This is a genomic window from Enterobacter sp. BNK-13 (assembly GCF_048685015.1).
Classification (GTDB): domain Bacteria; phylum Pseudomonadota; class Gammaproteobacteria; order Enterobacterales; family Enterobacteriaceae; genus Enterobacter; species Enterobacter quasiroggenkampii.
Genome location: NZ_JBLQTP010000001.1, coordinates 1,206,282 through 1,225,342, shown reverse-complemented (window position 1 = coordinate 1,225,342; position 19,061 = coordinate 1,206,282). Strand labels below are relative to the sequence as shown.

Genomic DNA, 19,061 nt, shown 5'->3' with positions numbered 1-19,061 from the left:
TATGCTAAGCCCACTGCTTCGCCGTTATACCTGGAACAGCACCTGGCTTTATAACGTCAGGATATTTATCGCGCTTTGCGGCACGGTTGCCCTGCCCTGGTGGCTGAATGATGTCAAGCTCACCATCCCACTCACGCTGGGCGTCGTGGCCGGGGCGCTGGCGGACCTGGACGATCGTCTGGCCGGGCGTTTACGTAACCTGGTCATCACGCTCGTCTGCTTTTTTATTGCATCAGCATCCGTTGAGTTACTTTTCCCCTGGCCCTGGCTGTTTGCCCTGGGTCTGACGCTCTCAACCAGCGGGTTTATTTTGCTGGGCGGCCTTGGGCAGCGCTATGCCACTATCGCGTTTGGTGCATTGCTGATCGCCATCTACACCATGCTGGGCGCGTCCCTCTACGACCAGTGGTACCAGCAGCCGGTTCTGCTGTTGCTCGGTGCCATCTGGTATAACCTGCTGACCTTAACCGGTCATCTGCTCTTCCCGGTTCGCCCTCTGCAGGACAACCTTGCCCGCAGCTTTGAGCAGCTAGCCCACTATCTGGAACTGAAATCCCGGCTTTTCGACCCGGATATCGAGGAAGAAAGCCAGGCGCCGCTCTACGATCTGGCGCTGGCAAATGGCCAACTGGTCGCCACACTTAACCAGACAAAAGCCTCTCTGCTGACCCGTCTGCGCGGCGATCGCGGTCAGCGCGGAACGCGAAGAACCTTACACTACTATTTTGCCGCTCAGGACATTCATGAACGCGCCAGCTCCTCGCACGTGCAGTATGCCGCCCTGCGCGAGAAGTTCCGCTATAGCGACGTGATGTTCCGCTTCCAGCGCCTGCTGTCCATGCAGTCCCAGGCGTGCCAGCAGCTCTCGCGCTCCATTCTGCTGCGCACGCCCTATCAGCATGACCCACGTTTTGAACGCGTTTTCAGCCATCTTGACGCGGCGCTCGACCGCGTTCAGGCCAGCGGAACGTCACCGGAACACATCAAAGCGCTGGGCTTTCTGCTGAACAACCTGCGGGCGATTGACGCACAGCTGGCGACCATTGAGTCCGAGCAGGCGATGGCGCTTCCGGGCAGTGAAGTGGACAATCAGCTTGCTGATGACAGCGTGCACGGTTTTAGCGATATGTGGCTTCGCCTGAGCCGCAACTTTACCCCGGAGTCAGCTCTCTTCCGCCACGCGGTGAGAATGTCGCTGGTGCTGTGCGTGGGGTATGCCTTTATCCAGATAACCGGGCTGCATCATGGCTACTGGATCCTGCTGACCAGCCTGTTCGTCTGTCAGCCGAACTATAACGCCACCCGACACCGTCTTGCGCTGCGCATTATCGGCACGCTGGTCGGCGTCGCGATCGGCCTACCGGTGCTCTATTTCGTGCCTTCCGTCGAGGGGCAACTGATTCTGATCGTGATCACCGGCGTGCTGTTTTTCGCGTTTCGCAACGTGCAGTACGCCCATGCCACCATGTTCATCACGCTGCTGGTGCTGCTCTGCTTTAATCTGCTGGGTGAAGGGTTTGAAGTCGCCCTGCCCCGCGTGATTGATACGCTGATTGGCTGCGCGATCGCCTGGGCCGCGGTCAGCTTTATCTGGCCGGACTGGCGTTTTCGCAATTTGCCGCGCGTGGTAGACAGGGCGATGAATGCCAACTGTCGTTATCTTGACGCTATTCTGGAGCAGTATCACCAGGGCCGCGATAACCGTCTGGCTTACCGGATAGCACGTCGCGACGCGCATAACAGTGATGCTGAACTGGCTTCCGTTGTCTCTAATATGTCAACGGAGCCACGCGCCACGGCAGAGATTCGTGAAACCGCGTTTCGCCTGCTTTGCCTTAACCATACGTTCACCAGCTATATTTCGACGCTGGGGGCCCACCGTGAGAAGCTCACCAACCCGGGAATTCTCAACCTCCTTGATGACGCCGTCTGCTATGTCGATGATGCACTGCATCACCGCCCAGCCGATGAACCGCGTGTGCAACAGGCTCTGGATGAACTGGCTCAACGCATTGCGCACCTTGACCCGGGAAACGACAGCAAAGCGCCGCTGGTTCTTCAGCAGATAGGCCTGCTTATCGCTCTGCTGCCTGAAATTTGTCGGCTGCAACAGCACATCGCTACCTGGAGGAACGACTCTCCTGTGGCTCAGGCAGCGCATTAAACCACTCCGTCAGCTCCCGGCGGATGCCTGCCGGGAGTGCCGCCTCATGCAGCCCTTCGATAGCCCCTTCCAGCGCAAACAGAACTTTAATACTGAGCGCTTTATTCTTTGCCCGCATCTTCAACCAGCTCGCTCTGGCGCCCAACGCCCGCAGCGTTTCTTCATTGGTGATACCGGCTTCAAAGAGCAAGACTTCAAGCTGAAAGGTCAGGTTCGGCAGATCCTTAAGACGGTTTCGTTGATGACGCTGGTAGCGCTCTTTCCTTGCCGCACTGAGCGCAAACGAGGAGAGCTGAAGCAACCGCTCCCTGTCCTGCCATAATCCGTCATCCACACGATAATAGTTGAGCAGCACCGGGCGGCCTCGCTTCATCAACGTCAAAAAGGAGGAGGCGTTTTTTACACAGTATTTTGCACTCTCCTCACACGCACGAAGATAAAGTTCGCCATCGGACACCATGGCAAAGACCGCATCATCCACCGCCAGGGTGTAACCGCCAAACAGCGCGCGATGATGAATCTCGCCCAACGGGGACAGGTATTCCTGGGATTTATAAATCCGTTCATAAGATATCTTTTTCATGATATTTCCCTTCAGAATCATAAACTAACAACAAAATTTCTTACTAGCGGATCCGTTAGCAGGAAAATAGGCAACTTATCGTCGTTGAGCAAGATGATTTTTCGAGGGGCATCAAGATTGAATGAATTTTGCGAGTCGCTTTCCGAAAATGAGGTTGATCTTTGGGCATACAGGGGTTACTGTATATCCATACAGTAACTACAGGGCTGGAATGAATATGCACACTTCAGGCTATGCAAATCGCGCAATCTCTCTCTCTTCTGCCGCAGGCAATGTCGCGCAGAATTCCGTCGAGCGTGTTTCCACAGGGCTTATCAGTGAAGTGGTTTATCGTGAAGACCAGCCCTTGTTAACGCAACTTCTGCTACTGCCGTTATTACAACAGCTCGGTCAGCAATCGCGCTGGCAGCTTTGGCTCACGCCTCAGCAAAAGCTGAGCCGCGAGTGGGTTCAGTCCGCTGGCCTACCGCTGACCAAGGTCATGCAGATTAATCAGCTCTCGCCTTGCGATACCGTTGAGTCGATGATCCGCGCGTTACGCACAGGGAATTACAGCGTGGTGATTGGCTGGTTACCGGAAGAGTTGACGGAAGAGGAACATTTCCGCCTGACTGAAGCTGCTGAAGAAGGGAATGCGATCGGGTTCATTATGCGTCCGGTTCGATCGGATTCTTACCGCAGAGGACAACTTTCAGGGCTAAAAATTCACTCAAATTTGTATCATTGAGTGAAATTAAGATTTTTCCTGGAATTTTTTTTGACCGCAAGATGAGGTTTTAGTTCCCGACCTCAAAATTGCGGCAAGGCTTGTCTGGTGCGGTTCTCCTTCATTTTATTGCACAAAATTCGTTCGAAAAATGTTAAATAATCGGTATACGGAACTTTTTTTTTCATATGCCTGACGGACTTCACACTTGTAAGTTTTCAGCTACGTTGTAGACTTTACATCGCCAGGGGTGCTCGGCCTAAGCCGAAGATATCGGTAGATTTATATTTGACCACGCCCCCCGGTGAAGGATTTAACCGTGATTCTCTCTTGAGACTTTCATGGCGAATTTTGGATGATAACGAGGCGCAAAAAATGAAAAAGACAGCTATCGCGATTGCAGTGGCACTGGCTGGCTTCGCTACCGTAGCGCAGGCCGCTCCGAAAGATAATACCTGGTATGCAGGTGGTAAACTGGGCTGGTCTCAGTTCCACGACACTGGCTGGTACAACAGCAGCCTGAACAATGATGGCCCAACTCACGAGAGCCAGCTTGGTGCAGGTGCGTTCGGTGGCTATCAGGTTAACCCGTATGTTGGTTTTGAAATGGGTTACGACTGGTTAGGTCGTATGCCATACAAAGGCGACACCGTAAACGGCGCTTTCAAAGCACAGGGCGTTCAGCTGACCGCTAAACTGGGTTACCCAGTAACTGACGATCTGGACGTGTACACCCGTCTGGGCGGCATGGTATGGCGCGCTGACTCCAGCAACAGCATCGCTGGCGACGACCATGACACCGGTGTTTCCCCAGTATTCGCTGGTGGCGTTGAGTGGGCTATGACCCGTGACATCGCTACCCGTCTGGAATACCAGTGGGTTAACAACATCGGCGACGGCAACACCGTTGGTGTTCGTCCAGACAACGGCATGCTGAGCGTAGGTGTTTCCTACCGTTTCGGCCAGCAGGAAGAAGCAGCACCAGTTGTTGCTCCAGCGCCGGCTCCAGCTCCAGAAGTACAGACCAAGCACTTCACTCTGAAGTCTGACGTTCTGTTCAACTTCAACAAAGCGACTCTGAAACCAGAAGGCCAGCAGGCACTGGATCAGCTGTACACCCAGCTGAGCAACCTGGATCCTAAAGACGGTTCCGTAGTGGTTCTGGGCTTCACCGACCGCATCGGTTCTGACGCTTACAACCAGAAACTGTCTGAGAAACGTGCTCAGTCTGTTGTTGATTACCTGATCTCTAAAGGTATCCCAGCTAACAAGATCTCCCCACGTGGTATGGGCGAATCTAACCCAGTTACTGGCAACACCTGTGACAACGTGAAAGCTCGCGCTGCACTGATCGACTGCCTGGCTCCAGATCGTCGCGTAGAGATCGAAGTTAAAGGCATCAAAGACGTTGTAACTCAGCCAGCGGCATAAGTTATCGTCTTATAAAAAAACCCCGCAATGCGGGGTTTTTTATTGTCTGAAGAAAAGTAAAAAAATCTACTTTTTACCCAACAGCGCCTGAAGGTCGTTCTTCAGTGTCGACATCTGGTTGGCGTATTTCTCTTTATGTTCTGCATCCTCAATCAGCTGCACGATGGTTTCCGACAGCGTTTTGCCCCGTCGTTGTGCCAGCCCGGCCAGCCGCTGCCAGACAACAAATTCCAGGTCGATTGATTTTTTGCGCGTGTGCTGATGCTCAGCATTAAAATGCCGTTTGCGTCGCGCACGGATAGTTTGCTTCATCCGATTTAACAAAGCAGGATTGATGTGTTTCTCAATCCAGCCGTTAACCTGTACCGGTTCATTTTCGAGGGTCAGCAAAATATCCACGGCTTCTTGTGCAGCGCTGGCTTCGATGTAGCAGGTGATCAGTTCCCCTTCACGGTGCTTTTTGACCAGGTACTTCCATTTCCAGCCGCTTTCGAGATTTTCCAGTTGTTGATATTTCATTGCGATCTCAGTGTTACCACGTAACTCTGTTCAGAATATCAGTTTTTTAGCAATCTGCTGAAAAGAAATCATATCCTGTGAGTGAATGCAGCCAATCACCCTGTCGAAATCCCCAATCCTGCTTGGGTACAGCCCCCCGCTTACGGTATACTCCACGCTTTTACATCTGACTAAAAAACATCAACTTTGACCATTACGAAACTTGCATGGCGTGACCTTGTTCCGGATACCGAAAGTTATCAGGAACTGTTTGCACAGCCAGATCTCGCAAAAGAACACGAATTCATCCTTAGCGATACGCAGCCCCGTTTGCATTACGCGCTGGAGCAGGCATTAAGCCCATGGGCAACTGCGCCTTTCATGCTGCTCAAAGCCCCGGAAGAAGCGGAATACCTGACGTTGTTCGGGGATGCCGTGCGTCAGTTAAAGCCGGAAGCGAATGCCGTTTTTGGCGGCCAGTATCGTATTACGGGACATGATGTCACTTTCGAACCGGCGGCACAGGCCGACGGCCGTTTTGCCGCCAAGGGCGAGGTGATTACCGCGAACTGGGTCGAGGCAGAACAACTCTTTGGTTGTCTGCGCCAGTTTAACGGCGAGCTTTCGCTGCAGCCGGGGCTGGTACATCGCGCAAATGGCGGTGTTCTGATTATCTCACTGCGTACCCTACTCTCGCAGCCGCTGCTGTGGATGCGTCTGAAAACCATCGTGCACCAGCAGCGTTTCGACTGGGTCGGCTACGATGAGTCCCGTCCTCTGCCCGTCTCTGTTCCGTCTATGCCGCTGTCGTTAACCGTCGTGCTGACGGGCGATCGTGAATCGCTGGCGGATTTCCAGGAAATGGAGCCGGAACTGGCTGAGCAGGCGGTATATAGCGAATACGAAGATAATATCCAGATTGCCGATGCCGACGATATGGCGCAGTGGTGTCAGTGGGTGATGGCCGTTGCCGAACGTTTTGCGCTGCCAACGCCTGCGGCTGACGCGTGGCCAGGCCTGATCCGCGAAGCGGTGCGCTATACCGGTGACCAGGAAACGCTGCCACTCTGCCCGCTCTGGATCGGCAAGCAGCTGCGTGAAGTGGGTGTGATTAGCGGTAACGGTGCGTTCACCGGAGAACAACTCACCCAAATGCTGGCTCAACGAGAGTGGCGAGAAGGCTATCTTGCTGACCGTATGCAGGATGAAATTCTGCTGGAACAAATTCTGGTGGAAACCGAAGGCGAACGCGTCGGTCAGATTAACGCCCTGTCGGTGATTGAATTTCCTGGCCATCCGCGCGCGTTCGGGGAGCCGTCTCGTATCAGCTGCGTTGTGCATATTGGCGATGGCGAGTTTACCGATATCGAACGCAAAGCCGAGCTGGGCGGAAACATTCACGCTAAAGGCATGATGATCATGCAGGCGTTTTTGATGTCTGAACTGCAGCTTGAGCAACAGATCCCCTTCTCCGCCTCGCTGACGTTTGAGCAGTCCTACAGCGAAGTGGATGGCGATAGCGCCTCTATGGCTGAACTGTGCGCCTTAATCAGCGCCCTGGCGGAAGTGCCTATCAATCAGAATATTGCGATCACCGGTTCGGTGGATCAATTTGGTCGTGCGCAGCCTGTGGGTGGCCTCAACGAGAAAATTGAAGGCTTCTTCTCAATCTGTCAGCAGCGCGGTTTAAACGGCAAGCAGGGTGTGATTATTCCGGCTCCCAACGCACGCCATTTAAGCCTCAGTCAGGAGATCCTGGATGCGGTTGAACAAGAGCAGTTCGCTATCTGGGCCATCGAAGGGATTGAGGATGCACTACCCTTACTGACAAACCTGGTATGGGATGGCGAAGGGCAAACCACCCTGATGCAGACTATCCAGGAGCGTATTGCTCAGGCGACACAGCAGGATGCTCGTCATCGTTATCCATGGCCGTTACGCTGGCTGGGCTGGTTTAGTTCGAACTGATCGGACTTGTTCAGCGTACACGTGTTAGCTATCCTGCGTCCTTCACTAAAATAAGGCTTACTGAGAACATGGTAGATAAACGCGAATCCTATACAAAAGAAGATCTTCTTGCCTCTGGTCGCGGTGAACTGTTTGGCGCGAAAGGCCCACAGTTACCGGCCCCGAACATGCTGATGATGGACCGTGTCGTGAAAATGACCGAAACCGGCGGCAACTTCGATAAGGGTTACGTAGAAGCAGAACTCGATATCAACCCGGACCTGTGGTTCTTCGGTTGCCACTTTATCGGCGATCCGGTAATGCCTGGCTGTCTGGGTCTGGATGCGATGTGGCAGCTGGTTGGCTTCTATCTGGGCTGGCTGGGTGGTGAAGGTAAAGGCCGCGCGCTGGGCGTAGGCGAAGTAAAATTCACCGGCCAGGTTCTGCCTACAGCGAAGAAAGTGACCTATCGTATTCACTTCAAGCGCATCGTTAACCGCCGCCTGATTATGGGCCTGGCTGATGGCGAAGTGCTGGTCGACGGTCGTCTGATCTATAGCGCAAGCGACCTGAAGGTTGGCCTGTTCCAGGACACGTCCGCGTTCTGATCGTGCTTTTTGCACCCCCGGAAAGGCGAAACCTCCGCATTGCGGAGGTTTCTTTTTTAAAAGAGACGTTATCAGGCTATGAGTGCCCTGTCGCCGATGGCTTCTCGCCAGCCTCCAAGCCATTGTGACCTTTGATTTATCGTCTGATAAGGACACATTTCTTTAGAACGTCCAGCGATGCCGGCCTGATAACCACGTTGATGAGCCCGTTCCAGGCGATCTCGTTTCTGTCTCTTCATGCCTCGTTTCCCTCATTCTTTTGTCTGGTGGAAAGAAAACAGTGTCTGCACTATCTGCACAGGCACAGATAACGAATACCCCGAATTAGTCGCATCGTCAATGTTCAAAATTCATACGGGTGTCATATTTGTGAGCTACCTGGAAGATCATTTGTACAAAAATTGTGACGTGGCACAAGTAACAACCTGAAGTGAAAACGAAAAAAAACCGCAATCAGCGACAGACCGATTGCGGTTTTTGATGATGAATTTTACTTATGGCAGCCGAGAAATCTCTCTCGCGATACTGGCCGACTCCTGCGCCCAACCCTGAGCCAGGACTTTCACCATTTCGTCATAGCCATCCTTCTGCTGCTTCAGCTCCAGATGGAAAGGACGCTTAATCAGCTGCCCCTGATGATTCATCAACCACTCCCCGCTGATCACCACTGCACCGTCATAGCGGCCGTGGAAGCCCGTTACGGTGACGTTCAGCGTATCCTGATCGTTACCCAGCGGCTGCGACGCGACAACCCAGCCCGGAAGCTGGCTACCCAGATTGGCCACCAGCGTGTTGCGCAGCTGCTGATCCAGCGGGCTGGCCCACAGGTTGTTGGTTGCAATCACATATTTAACGTCGCTGGTCTGATAGACCACGCCGTTTCCTGCCAGATAATCCGGCACGGCAACCTGCTCAACCCACAGCTGGCGGTTTCCCTGACTCGCCGTGCTTTGCCCGCCGCTGTGGGTCGCCACAGGCAGCTGATAGTAGCTTTTATTCTCTACCCCTGAACTGCACGCCGTTAACAGCAGAGCGCCAACCATCAATAGCCACTTTTTCATTCTTTTGCCCTCTTCGGCTCAGGATCCTTTTTATCTTTCGCTTCGAACACCAGCGCGTTGCTCTTCTCGTTGAGCGTTTTCAGAACAGGCTGCAGTTCACGCAGGACCTGATCAAGACGCTGCATATCTGCCACCATCTTGTTATAGGCTGCTGAGCCCGGCTGGAAGCCCTGCATACTGCGGTTCAGCTCACGCAGCGTTTTCTGCATGTCCTGCGGCAGCTGCTGCATGCTCTGGCTCGCCGTGATCTTGTTGATGTTATCCAGCGTGGTTTGCAGGCGCTGCATTGTTTCCTGACTCTGATGTAACGACCCGGTCGCCGCTTCAATCATCGGATTCAGTGGCAGATTGTTGATCTTATCCAGCGTCTCCATCAGACGCTGCTGGATCTGCGCCAGGCCGCTGCTCACCGTTGGGATGATCTTATAGCCACCGAATTCACGGATACCGGTAATCGGCGGTGCTTTCGGGTAGAAGTCCATATCCACATACAGCGCACCGGTGACCAGGTTGCCGGTTTTCAGCGACCCGCGCAAACCGCGTTCCATCAACTGAGAGATATGGGCTGCAATATCCTGATTTTCGCCAATCTGGTTTAGCAGACGCTCCGGCTCAATGCGGATCAGCACCGGAATGCGATAGTCATCATCCAGCATCTGGCTCAGACCCGGGACGAAGAACGGCACTTGCCCAACCGTACCGAGGCGAATACCGCGGAACTCAACGGGCGCCCCCGGCTGCAGGCCGCGAACGGAGTCTTTAAAGAACATCAGGAAGTCAACGTGATCGGTATAGAGCGCATCCTGAATGCTTTTTTGATCGTCAAAGAGACGGAAAGCGGTGTTCTCTGCAACCGGCTGACCCAAATCCAGGCCCTCCGGCACATCAAAACTCACGCCGCCGCCAAACAGCGTGGTCAGCGAACCCATTTCAACGCGCATACCTGCCGAAGTCAGATCCACCGCGATCCCGCTGTCTTTCCAGAAACGGACATTGCTGGTGACCAGGCGATCGTTTGGCGCATTGATGAAGAGCTGATAGCTGATCGCGCGTTTCTGTGGATCAAACGTGCTTTTCTCAACCGACCCGACGCGGTAGCCGCGGAACAGAACCGGGTCGCCCGCCGTGAGCTGACCTGCTTTTTTACTGTCGAGGATCACGCGGATACCCTTGGCATCAGGCGGCGCAAGCGGCGGTGAGTCCAGGAGCTGGTATTTGGCTGGCTGGTTACCCTTAGCGCCGGGCTGCAGCTCAATGTAGGCGCCCGAAAGCAGCGTCCCTAAGCCGCTGATCCCTTCACGCCCCACCTGCGGCTTAACGACCCAGAAAACGGAATCGCCGTGCAGCAGTTTTTCCATGCCGGCATTAAGGCGCGCCTTAATCTCCACATGGGTTAAATCGTCCGTCAGGGTTGCGCTTTCGACCACGCCCACATCCACGCTACGGCTTTTGATGGTCGTTTTACCGCCCTCAATCCCCTCGGCATTGGTGGTTATCAGCGTCACTTCCGGTCCCTGATGACTGTAATGATAAAACAGGATCCAGGCACCGATCAGCGCAGTCACGATGGGAAAAATCCACACCGGAGACCAGTTTTTGACCTTCTGCACTTTCGCCTCTCCACTCTTATTTTCCATGCTCTTACTCTTCCTCATGGCTTGATTCAGGCTCACGATCCCACGATAAACGAGGGTCGAAGGTCATGGCCGCAAACATGGTCATGATCACGACCAGTGCAAACATTAAAGCCCCCATCGCAGGATAAATACTCATCAAACCGCCCATCCGCACCAGCGCAGAGAGAACGGCGATGACAAACACGTCAATCATTGACCAGCGTCCGACAAACTCGACCACTTCATAAATCAGGTGCATGCGTTCGCTATCGCGTTTCCCATGACCTTTCGCATCCCAACAGAGCCAGGCGATGGCGATCATTTTTAAGGTGGGCACCATAATACTGGCGATAAAGATGACGCCAGCGACCGGATAGGAACCTTCGCCCCAGAGCAGTATCACCCCGGCGAGGATCGTCGAGGGCATTTTGTCACCGAGCAAATCGGTGATCATGATTGGCAGAATATTGGCTGGCAGATACAGCATGACGGACGTGACCAGCAGCGCCATCGTCCACTGCAGGCTATTTTTACGGCGTACGTGCCCCTTTGTTTCGCAGCGCGGACAGACGTCGAGATCGGCGGGCAGCACGGCGGTACAGCACGGGCACGAGCGAAGCCCCTGGCGAATGCCGGGCACCCCGACCTTCACCGTCTGTGAAAGCGTCGGCGCTGGCGCGATATCGTCCCACGCCCAACGCCTGTCCACACACTGGAAGGCGCGCAGTTGAAGAACGCAGTACAGACACCAGGGAATAAAGCTGCTGCCAATCCCCACGTCGCCGTACGCCATCAGCTTCACGAAGCTGACCAGAATCCCCGCCAGAAAAATCTCGGCCATCCCCCAGCTTTTGAGCTGAAAAAGGATACGCGCCAGTCGGATTTTCAGCGATGCTGGCATCCTGACGCGGTTCACCAGCAAAAGGATGACGACCAGGCAAAAAGCCGGGACTATCTGGACAAACAGGAGAAAAAAGGTCCCCAGGCTGGCGTAATCTTCCGAGAACATCACGCCCGGAATTTCAAGCAAATCCACCTGGCTGGTGATCCCCCCCACCTTCATATAGATGAAGGGGAAGAGATTGGAGAGCAGCAGCATAAACAAGGCTGCCAGAGCGTAAGCAGTGGGACGCTGCCGCGGCGCGTCCCACTCGGTTGTCAACGTCGCACCGCAACGTGGACACAGGGCTTTATGTCCGTGACCAAGCTCTGGCAACGCCACGAGCATATCGCATTGCGAGCATAAAATATGCCTGTCGGCATGGTGCTGGTCACACATATGTTATCCCTGTTTATGCGCCGTTTTTCAGAGACTCAAGGTACTCCCAGCGCTCAAATGCTTCTTCCAGGGCTTTTTCAGCCGCGGACAGTTCTGACAGTACTTTCTGAGTATAGTCATGCGATTGAGTAAAGAATGACGCATCAGCAACCTGTGTTTGCAGATCCTCAAGCGCGGCCTCCAGCTCTTCAAGACGCTGCGGTAGCCCCTCCAGTTCGCGCTGCAGGTTATAGCTTAGTTTAGCCGAGGTTTTCTTGACAGTTTCTGCTTTTGTTACAGCAGGTTCAGAACTTATTTTGGACTTTGACTGCTTCGTCGCCAGCGACTGTGCCTGTTGCCCTTTTGCATCGTGATAACCGCCGACATATTGACCAATTCGCCCTTCACCTTCGAAGATCCAGCACTCGGTCACGGTGTTGTCAACGAACTGACGATCGTGGCTGACCAGCATCACGGTACCCTGATAGCCGTCAATCAGCTCTTCGAGTAATTCCAGCGTTTCGACATCCAGGTCGTTCGTCGGTTCATCGAGGATCAGCAGATTGCTTGGCTTCAGGAACAGGCGCGCCAGCAGAAGGCGGTTTCGCTCACCGCCGGACAGCGCGCGCACCGGCGTCATGGCGCGTTTCGGATGGAACAGGAAGTCCTGCAGGTAGCCCAGCACGTGGCGAGGCTTGCCGTTCACCATCACTTCCTGCTTACCTTCGGCGAGGTTGTCCATCACCGTACGGTCCGGATCCAGCTCCGCGCGGTGCTGGTCGAAGTAGGCGACCTCCAGCTTGGTTCCGCAGTGAATACGTCCGCTGTCGGCCTGCAGCTGGCCCAACATCAGCTTCAGCAGCGTGGTTTTACCGCAGCCGTTCGGGCCAATCAGGGCGATTTTGTCGCCGCGCTGGACCTGCGCGGAGAAATCATTCACCAGCACTTTACCGTCAACCTGATAGTTGACGTTTTCCATTTCAAAGACAATCTTGCCGGAACGGGACGCCTCTTCCACCTGCATTTTGGCGCTGCCCATCACTTCACGGCGTTCGCTGCGCTCGCGACGCATCGCCTTCAGGGCACGCACGCGGCCTTCGTTACGGGTACGGCGGGCTTTGATGCCCTGGCGGATCCAGACCTCTTCCTGCGCCAGCTTGCGGTCGAACTCGGCATTCTGCAGCTCTTCCACGCGCAGGTTTTCTTCTTTCTCCAGCAGATACGTATCGTAATCGCCGGGATAGGTCACCAGCTTGCCGCGGTCGAGGTCGACAATGCGCGTCGCCATATTGCGAATAAACGAACGGTCATGCGAGATAAAGATGATGGTGCCGCTGAAGGTTTTCAGGAAACCTTCCAGCCAGTCGATCGCTTCGATATCCAGGTGGTTGGTCGGTTCGTCCAGCAGCAGCACCTTCGGCCCGCTGACCAGCGCACGGCCCAGGGCCGCTTTACGCAGCCAGCCGCCGGAGAGCGCCGACAGCTCCATATCGGGTTCCAGGCCGAGCTGCGCCAGTACTTCATTAATGCGGTTTTCAAGCTGCCACAGACCGTGGTGATCGAGCATCTCCTGCACTTTCGCCAGTTCGTTGAGGTTTTTGTCGCTCGGATCGGTCATCACCAGATGCGAAATCTCGTGATAGCGCTTCAGGTATTCAGCCTGCTCGGAGATCCCTTCCGCCACGAAATCGTAAACGCTGCCGGTCACGTGACGCGGTGGATCCTGCTGCAGGCGGGAGACAATCAGATCCTGCTCGTAAACAATACGCCCGTCATCCAGCCCCTGTTCACGGTTAAGGATTTTCATCAGCGTGGATTTACCCGCGCCGTTACGGCCCACCAGACAGACGCGCTCGTTATCTTCGATGTGCAATTCTGCATTGTCGAGAAGCGGTGAGTCGCTGAAGGAGAGCCACGCGCCGTGCATACTAATTAAAGACATTTATTTTTCCTTTCAGACCGCGGTAATCAACCAGCAGTTATGAATTTGACGGTTACGGGCAAAGTCCTGAGACAGCGTTTTTTGGCTGATTTCTTGTGCTTTCAGTCCCAGGGCTGCTAAGCCGTCATGATCCATACGGAAGCCGCGTTTGTTGTTCGAGAACATAATGGTGCCGCCTTTGCGCAGCAGACGCTTCAGGTCGGTCATCAGGCGCAGGTGATCGCGTTGTACATCAAAGCTATCTTCCATACGCTTGGAGTTGGAGAAGGTCGGCGGATCGATAAAGATCAGATCAAACTGCTCGTCGGTATCGCGCAGCCAGCCCAGCACGTCAGCCTGCATCAGGCGATGCTGACGTCCGGTTAAGCCGTTAAGACGCAGGTTGCGCTCCGCCCATTCCAGATAGGTACGGGACATATCCACCGTGGTGGTGCTGCGCGCGCCGCCCAGACCGGCATGCACGCTGGCGCTGCCGGTATAGGAGAAGAGATTCAGGAAGTCCTTGCCTTTACTCATCTGGCCCAGCATGCGTCGAGCGATACGGTGGTCGAGGAACAGACCGGTATCCAGATAGTCGGTCAGGTTGACCCACAGGCGCGCGTTGTATTCGCCCACTTCGATAAAGTCGCCCTTCTCGCCCATCTTCTGGTACTGATTTTTGCCTTTCTGACATTCACGCGTTTTCAGCACCAGCTTGTTTGGCGCAATACCCAGCACGGCGATGGTGGCGGCAATGACGTCCAGCATGCGCTGACGCGCTTTTTGCGCATCAATAGTTTTCGGCGGCGCATATTCCTGAATCACCACCCAGTCCGCGTAGCGGTCAACCGCCACGTTGTACTCCGGCAGGTCGGCATCGTACAGGCGATAGCATTCAATGCCCTCCTGCTTCGCCCACTTCTCAAATTTCTTCAGGTTCTTGCGCAGGCGGTTGGCGTAATCTTCCGCCACGCCGGACGGCTTGCTGTCGGCCGCCTTCTCCGCCAGATGGTAGTTTTTCTGCACGCAGTCCAGCGGGCCGTTTTTCGCTTTAAACTGGCGATCGGCGCGCAGCTGCAGGCAGCTCAGCAGTTCCGGCGAGGCGCTGAACAGAGACAGGTTCCAGCCGCCGAAGTGGTCCTTCATATTGCGGCCCAGCAGGCTGTGCAGGGCAATCAGCGCCGGTTCGCTATCGAGACGTTCGCCGTATGGCGGGTTGCTGATGACGGTACCGTACGGGCCTTTTGGCAGCGGGTTGGTCAGGTTCGCCACGTCTTTCACTTCAAAGGTGACCAGCTCGCCGATACCGGCACGGCGGGCGTTGCTGCGCGCACGCTCAATGACGCGAGGGTCGCTATCGGAGCCGTAGAAATGAGAGGTATATTCCGCCAGCCCCTTCCGCGCGCGCGTCTGCGCGTCGTCTTTGACCTCTTTCCAGAGCGCTTCATCGTGCTGCGCCCAACCCTTGAAGCCCCACTGGCCGCGGTGCAGTCCCGGTGCGCGGTCGGTGGCCAGCATAGCCGCTTCAATCAGCAGGGTACCGGAACCACACATCGGGTCGAGCAGCGGCGTGCCCGGCTGCCAGCCGGAGCGCATCACAATCGCGGCCGCCAGGGTCTCTTTGATGGGTGCCATGCCGGTACGATCGCGGTAGCCGCGCAGGTGCAGGCCCGCGCCGCTCAGATCGAGGGAGATACTCGCCGTGTCGCCGTTCAGCCAGACGTTAATACGCAGATCGGGGTTTTCACGATCGACGTTGGGACGTTCCTTATTTTTACGCGTGAAGCAGTCCACAATGGCGTCTTTTACGCGCAGGGCACCGTACTGGCTGTTGCGGATCTCGTCGTTCACGCCGTTGAAATGCACCGCAAAGGTGGCATTCGGGGTGAAGATCTCTGTCCAGTCGATCATCTGTACGCCGGTATAGAGATCAAGGTCGCTATAGACCTTGCACTCCTTCATCGGCAGCATGATGCGCGACGCCAGGCGGCTCCACATCAGGCTCTGGTAAATAAGCCGCGTGTCGCCCTCAAAATGGACACCACCCTGAACCACCTGACACTCTTGCGCGCCCAGGCTTTCCAGTTCAGTTTTTAACAGCTCTTCCAGCCCACGGGCCGTACTGGCAAACAGAGAATTCATATCGTCACTTTTACTCTTAGAAAATTGTCGCGCATTATAGCTAATATGGCGTGTATGTCATAAAGTTGAAGGCTTATTTTCATTCGAGGGAGTGTGCAGTGGCGACGTTATCCAGGCTTTTTATTCATCCGGTGAAATCCATGCGCGGCATCGGCGTCTCTCACGCGCTGGCCGACATGAGCGGATTTGCCTTCGATCGTATTTTTATGGTCACCGAGCCTGATGGTACGTTCATTACCGCACGCCAGTTCCCTCAGATGGTTCGCTTTACCCCTTCCCCGCTTCACGACGGTTTGCACCTTACCGCGCCGGACGGTTCCAGCGCGGTGATTCGCTTTGCTGATTTTGCGCCCGTCGATGCGCCAACGGAAGTGTGGGGTAACCATTTTACCGCGCGCATCGCCCCGGATGAGGTTAACCGCTGGCTGAGCGGCTTCTTTTCCCGTGACGTGCAGCTGCGCTGGGTTGGGCCTGAACTGACGCGTCGCGTGAAGCGCCACGACGCCGTTCCTCTCTCCTTCGCCGATGGCTTCCCGTTCCTGCTGACCAACGAAGCCTCGCTGCGTGATTTACAAGGCCGCTGCAAAGCCAGCGTTCAGATGGAACAGTTCCGTCCGAACCTGGTGGTGACGGGTGCAGAGGCCTGGGACGAAGATACCTGGAAAGTGATCCGCATTGGCAGCGTCATTTTTGACGTGGTGAAGCCGTGCAGCCGCTGCATTTTCACGACGGTCAGCCCGGAGAAAGGCCAGAAGCACCCTTCCGGCGAACCGTTGAAGACGCTGCAGTCATTCCGCACCGCGCAGGATAACGGTGATGTCGATTTCGGCCAGAACCTGATCCCGCGCTCCAGCGGCGCGATCCGCGTTGGTGATGAGGTAGAAGTGCTCGCCCGTGGGCCAGCAAGGGTGTACGGCTCGGGTCAGGAAGAGGAGTTTGTCGACGTTGAGACAAACGTCGCCGCTGCGGTAGAGATTCACTGGCAGGGCAACGTGATCCGGGGTAATAACCAGCAGGTATTGCTTGAGCAGCTGGAACAAGCAGGGATCCGCATCCCCTATTCCTGTCGCGCGGGAATTTGCGGATGCTGCCGCATCAGGCTGGTGGATGGCGAAGTGAGTGCGTTGAAAAAATCGGCAATTGGAAATGACGGCACAATTCTGTGCTGTAGCTGCGTCCCGAAAACGTCCGTACAGCTGGAAGCTTAAACCGCCTGCTCGAGGCTGAAGGCATCCACGCGAAGCTGGGGCTTCAGCCTGTCGTTCATAACCTTAATGGCATCTCCAAGCTGCATTGTCCGCCCGGCAATCGTCACGCCGGGCTGGGCCAGCAAACAGAGCGCGGCATTTTCGCCGGGCTCCACCACCAGCAGGCTCACCTCTTCTGCGGTATCGCTCAGATTGACGCTGGCCGCATCACCCGTTGCTGGGGTCCAGTTCATGCCGTGAGGCAGGAAATGCCAGCTCTTTGGCATTTGCGGTTTCAGGAAACGGATAGCCACCAGCGCATTTAATACCAGCTCGGCACGCTGCTCTTTCGAGAGCACCAGATCGCGACATTTTTCCTCAAAGGAGAAATACAGCGCAGCGTCATCAACGCAAAAGCCTGACGGGGAAAAGGCGTCCGGAGTTAACATTCGGCGGGCAAAACGAGAGCGAAACAACATGCCATTGGCTAAGTCGAGCATCATTCGGTCATGCTCGTCGCAAAAATACCAGCGCCAGTTATCGTCAGGTTTAATTCGCATGTTTCTCTCCCGTCCCCGAAACGTCCTGTACTAAAAATGTCCTGATCGCCGCTTCGTTTATAACACCATTAATAAAAGACTATAATGTCTAAATAAGCAACAGTGACGGAATATAAAACAACCAGGGCTGGAAATAAAGCCCTGGTTGTCTGATTAAGAGAAAAGATTAGATATGCGTAACGATTTCTTTAATCAGCGGCGGCCCTTTAAAAATAAAGCCGGAATAGATTTGCACCAGTGACGCACCCGCTGCCATCTTCTCGCGCGCAGCAATCACCGAGTCAATGCCACCGACGCCAATAATCGGCAGACGGCCATTTAATTCCGCAGACAGAGCGCGAATAATTTCGGTGCTTTTTAATTGCACCGGACGCCCGCTTAACCCACCCGCTTCGTCACAGTTTTTCATTCCCTGCACGAGGGAGCGATCGAGGGTTGTATTGGTCGCAATCACACCATCAATATTATGACGAACTAAACTGTCGGCAACCTGGATCAATTCTTCGGCAGAAAGATCCGGCGCGATCTTAACCGCGACCGGAACATATTTATGGTGGATCGACTGGAGTTCATTTTGTTTATTTTTAATGGCACTCAGAAGATCGTCCAGCGCCTCACCATATTGTAAGGATCGCAGCCCCGGGGTATTGGGGGAAGAAATATTCACCGCAATATAACCGGCATAGGCGTAGACTTTTTCCATACAAATCAGATAGTCATCTTTACCCTGCTCGACCGGCGTGTCTTTATTTTTGCCGATATTGATGCCCAGAATTCCGTCAAAGTGGGCTTTTTTAACGTTCTCGACGAGGTGATCAACACCGTGGTTATTGAAGCCCATGCGGTTGATCAGCCCTTCGGCTTCCACCAGTCGGAACAGGCGCGGCTTGTCATTTCCCGGCTGCGGACGCGGGGTAACGGTGCCGATTTCAATGGAGCCAAAGCCCATCGCGCCCAGGGCATCAATGCACTCGCCGTTTTTGTCCAGACCGGCCGCCAGACCCAGCGGATTTTTAAAGGTCAGCCCCATGCATTGCACAGGTTTTACCGGCACATGCTGGCGCACCAGCGCGGCCAGAGGCGTTCCGGTAATACGACGTAATTGCTGGAATGTCAATTCATGAGCGCGCTCAGGGTCGAGCTGGAAAAGGGCTTTACGAACGAAGGGGTAGTACATGAACTCTCCTGGATTCCCGGTGTGCAAACCGGGAGGGGATTATGGGCGATCCCGGCGCGAAAGGGAATTGACCTGCGGCAAAAAATCAGCGCAAAACGCAATCGTTTACCTCCCCGCCTATTTCTTATGCACTTTTTCGCATTTTAATTGCAGATAAATCATTTAGTGGAATAAACGCGCGGTGTCACACTCCTTAAAATTG

The 19,061-nt window shown here is 54.7% G+C and carries 16 protein-coding genes; 6 read left to right on the top strand and 10 right to left on the bottom strand.

The genetic code is table 11. The features are described from left to right. The first annotated feature begins 1 nt into the window (after position 1). Positions 2-2,164, top strand: coding sequence for a YccS family putative transporter (gene yccS, locus ACMGGQ_RS05730; protein ID WP_111966972.1), 2,163 nt, complete (start codon positions 2-4; stop codon positions 2,162-2,164). On the opposite strand, the gene ACMGGQ_RS05725 is transcribed toward yccS, so the two are convergent. Next, the gene (locus ACMGGQ_RS05725; RefSeq protein WP_023618860.1) at positions 2,121-2,747 is read right to left on the bottom strand and encodes a TfoX/Sxy family DNA transformation protein; all 627 of its coding nucleotides are present in this window, start codon (positions 2,745-2,747) and stop codon (positions 2,121-2,123) included. The genes yccS and ACMGGQ_RS05725 overlap by 44 nt on opposite strands. Positions 2,748-2,964: 217 nt before the next feature. On the opposite strand from ACMGGQ_RS05725, the gene sulA reads away from it, so the two are divergent. Both sulA and ompA read left to right on the top strand, forming a co-directional pair. Beyond that, positions 2,965-3,474 (top strand): SOS-induced cell division inhibitor SulA, encoded by a 510-nt coding sequence (sulA, locus tag ACMGGQ_RS05720; RefSeq protein ID WP_032637628.1) that lies wholly within the window; start codon positions 2,965-2,967, stop codon positions 3,472-3,474. 354 nt (positions 3,475-3,828) lie between these two features. After that, on the top strand, positions 3,829-4,884 hold the full coding sequence (gene ompA, locus ACMGGQ_RS05715; RefSeq protein ID WP_008499928.1) for a porin OmpA: 1,056 nt from the start codon (positions 3,829-3,831) through the stop codon (positions 4,882-4,884). Between the two features lie 66 nt (positions 4,885-4,950). On the opposite strand, the gene matP is transcribed toward ompA, so the two are convergent. Next, on the bottom strand, positions 4,951-5,403 hold the full coding sequence (matP, locus tag ACMGGQ_RS05710; protein ID WP_008499929.1) for a macrodomain Ter protein MatP: 453 nt from the start codon (positions 5,401-5,403) through the stop codon (positions 4,951-4,953). 186 nt (positions 5,404-5,589) lie between these two features. Here matP and ACMGGQ_RS05705 point away from each other — a divergent pair, with 186 nt between their 5' ends. Continuing rightward, positions 5,590-7,350 carry an AAA family ATPase gene (locus ACMGGQ_RS05705; protein ID WP_069719498.1) on the top strand — a complete coding sequence of 587 codons (1,761 nt, stop codon included), beginning with the start codon at positions 5,590-5,592 and terminating at the stop codon, positions 7,348-7,350. Positions 7,351-7,418: 68 nt separating this feature from the next. Continuing rightward, on the top strand, positions 7,419-7,937 hold the full coding sequence (gene fabA, locus ACMGGQ_RS05700; RefSeq protein ID WP_008499931.1) for a 3-hydroxyacyl-[acyl-carrier-protein] dehydratase FabA: 519 nt from the start codon (positions 7,419-7,421) through the stop codon (positions 7,935-7,937). Between the two features lie 71 nt (positions 7,938-8,008). On the opposite strand, the gene rmf is transcribed toward fabA, so the two are convergent. From rmf to rlmKL, 6 genes are all read right to left on the bottom strand, one after another. After that, positions 8,009-8,176 carry a ribosome modulation factor gene (rmf, locus tag ACMGGQ_RS05695; RefSeq protein ID WP_013097261.1) on the bottom strand — a complete coding sequence of 56 codons (168 nt, stop codon included), beginning with the start codon at positions 8,174-8,176 and terminating at the stop codon, positions 8,009-8,011. 255 nt (positions 8,177-8,431) lie between these two features. After that, a complete protein-coding gene (pqiC, locus tag ACMGGQ_RS05690; RefSeq protein ID WP_420289698.1) occupies positions 8,432-8,998 on the bottom strand; it encodes a membrane integrity-associated transporter subunit PqiC in 567 nt (188 codons plus the stop codon). After that, entirely contained in the window at positions 8,995-10,635 is a 1,641-nt protein-coding gene (gene pqiB / locus ACMGGQ_RS05685; RefSeq protein ID WP_024907768.1) for an intermembrane transport protein PqiB, read from the bottom strand. Before pqiB ends, pqiC begins: the two co-directional genes overlap by 4 nt. Before the next feature lie 4 nt (positions 10,636-10,639). Then, a complete protein-coding gene (gene pqiA, locus ACMGGQ_RS05680; RefSeq protein ID WP_262777093.1) occupies positions 10,640-11,893 on the bottom strand; it encodes a membrane integrity-associated transporter subunit PqiA in 1,254 nt (417 codons plus the stop codon). Positions 11,894-11,906: 13 nt separating this feature from the next. Then, entirely contained in the window at positions 11,907-13,814 is a 1,908-nt protein-coding gene (locus ACMGGQ_RS05675; protein WP_032639317.1) for an ABC transporter ATP-binding protein, read from the bottom strand. A 12-nt stretch (positions 13,815-13,826) separates the two neighbouring features. Next, on the bottom strand, positions 13,827-15,935 hold the full coding sequence (rlmKL, locus tag ACMGGQ_RS05670; RefSeq protein ID WP_420289697.1) for a bifunctional 23S rRNA (guanine(2069)-N(7))-methyltransferase RlmK/23S rRNA (guanine(2445)-N(2))-methyltransferase RlmL: 2,109 nt from the start codon (positions 15,933-15,935) through the stop codon (positions 13,827-13,829). Between the two features lie 98 nt (positions 15,936-16,033). Here rlmKL and ACMGGQ_RS05665 point away from each other — a divergent pair, with 98 nt between their 5' ends. Further along, positions 16,034-17,143 carry a YcbX family protein gene (locus ACMGGQ_RS05665; protein WP_262790433.1) on the top strand — a complete coding sequence of 370 codons (1,110 nt, stop codon included), beginning with the start codon at positions 16,034-16,036 and terminating at the stop codon, positions 17,141-17,143. Here the strand turns inward: ACMGGQ_RS05665 and zapC are convergent. Then, complete coding sequence (zapC, locus tag ACMGGQ_RS05660) at positions 17,140-17,682, bottom strand: cell division protein ZapC (RefSeq protein WP_032651189.1); 543 nt, start codon at positions 17,680-17,682, stop codon at positions 17,140-17,142. The genes ACMGGQ_RS05665 and zapC overlap by 4 nt on opposite strands. A 166-nt stretch (positions 17,683-17,848) precedes the next feature. Continuing rightward, entirely contained in the window at positions 17,849-18,859 is a 1,011-nt protein-coding gene (gene pyrD, locus ACMGGQ_RS05655; RefSeq protein WP_023618346.1) for a quinone-dependent dihydroorotate dehydrogenase, read from the bottom strand. Positions 18,860-19,061 lie beyond the last annotated feature (202 nt).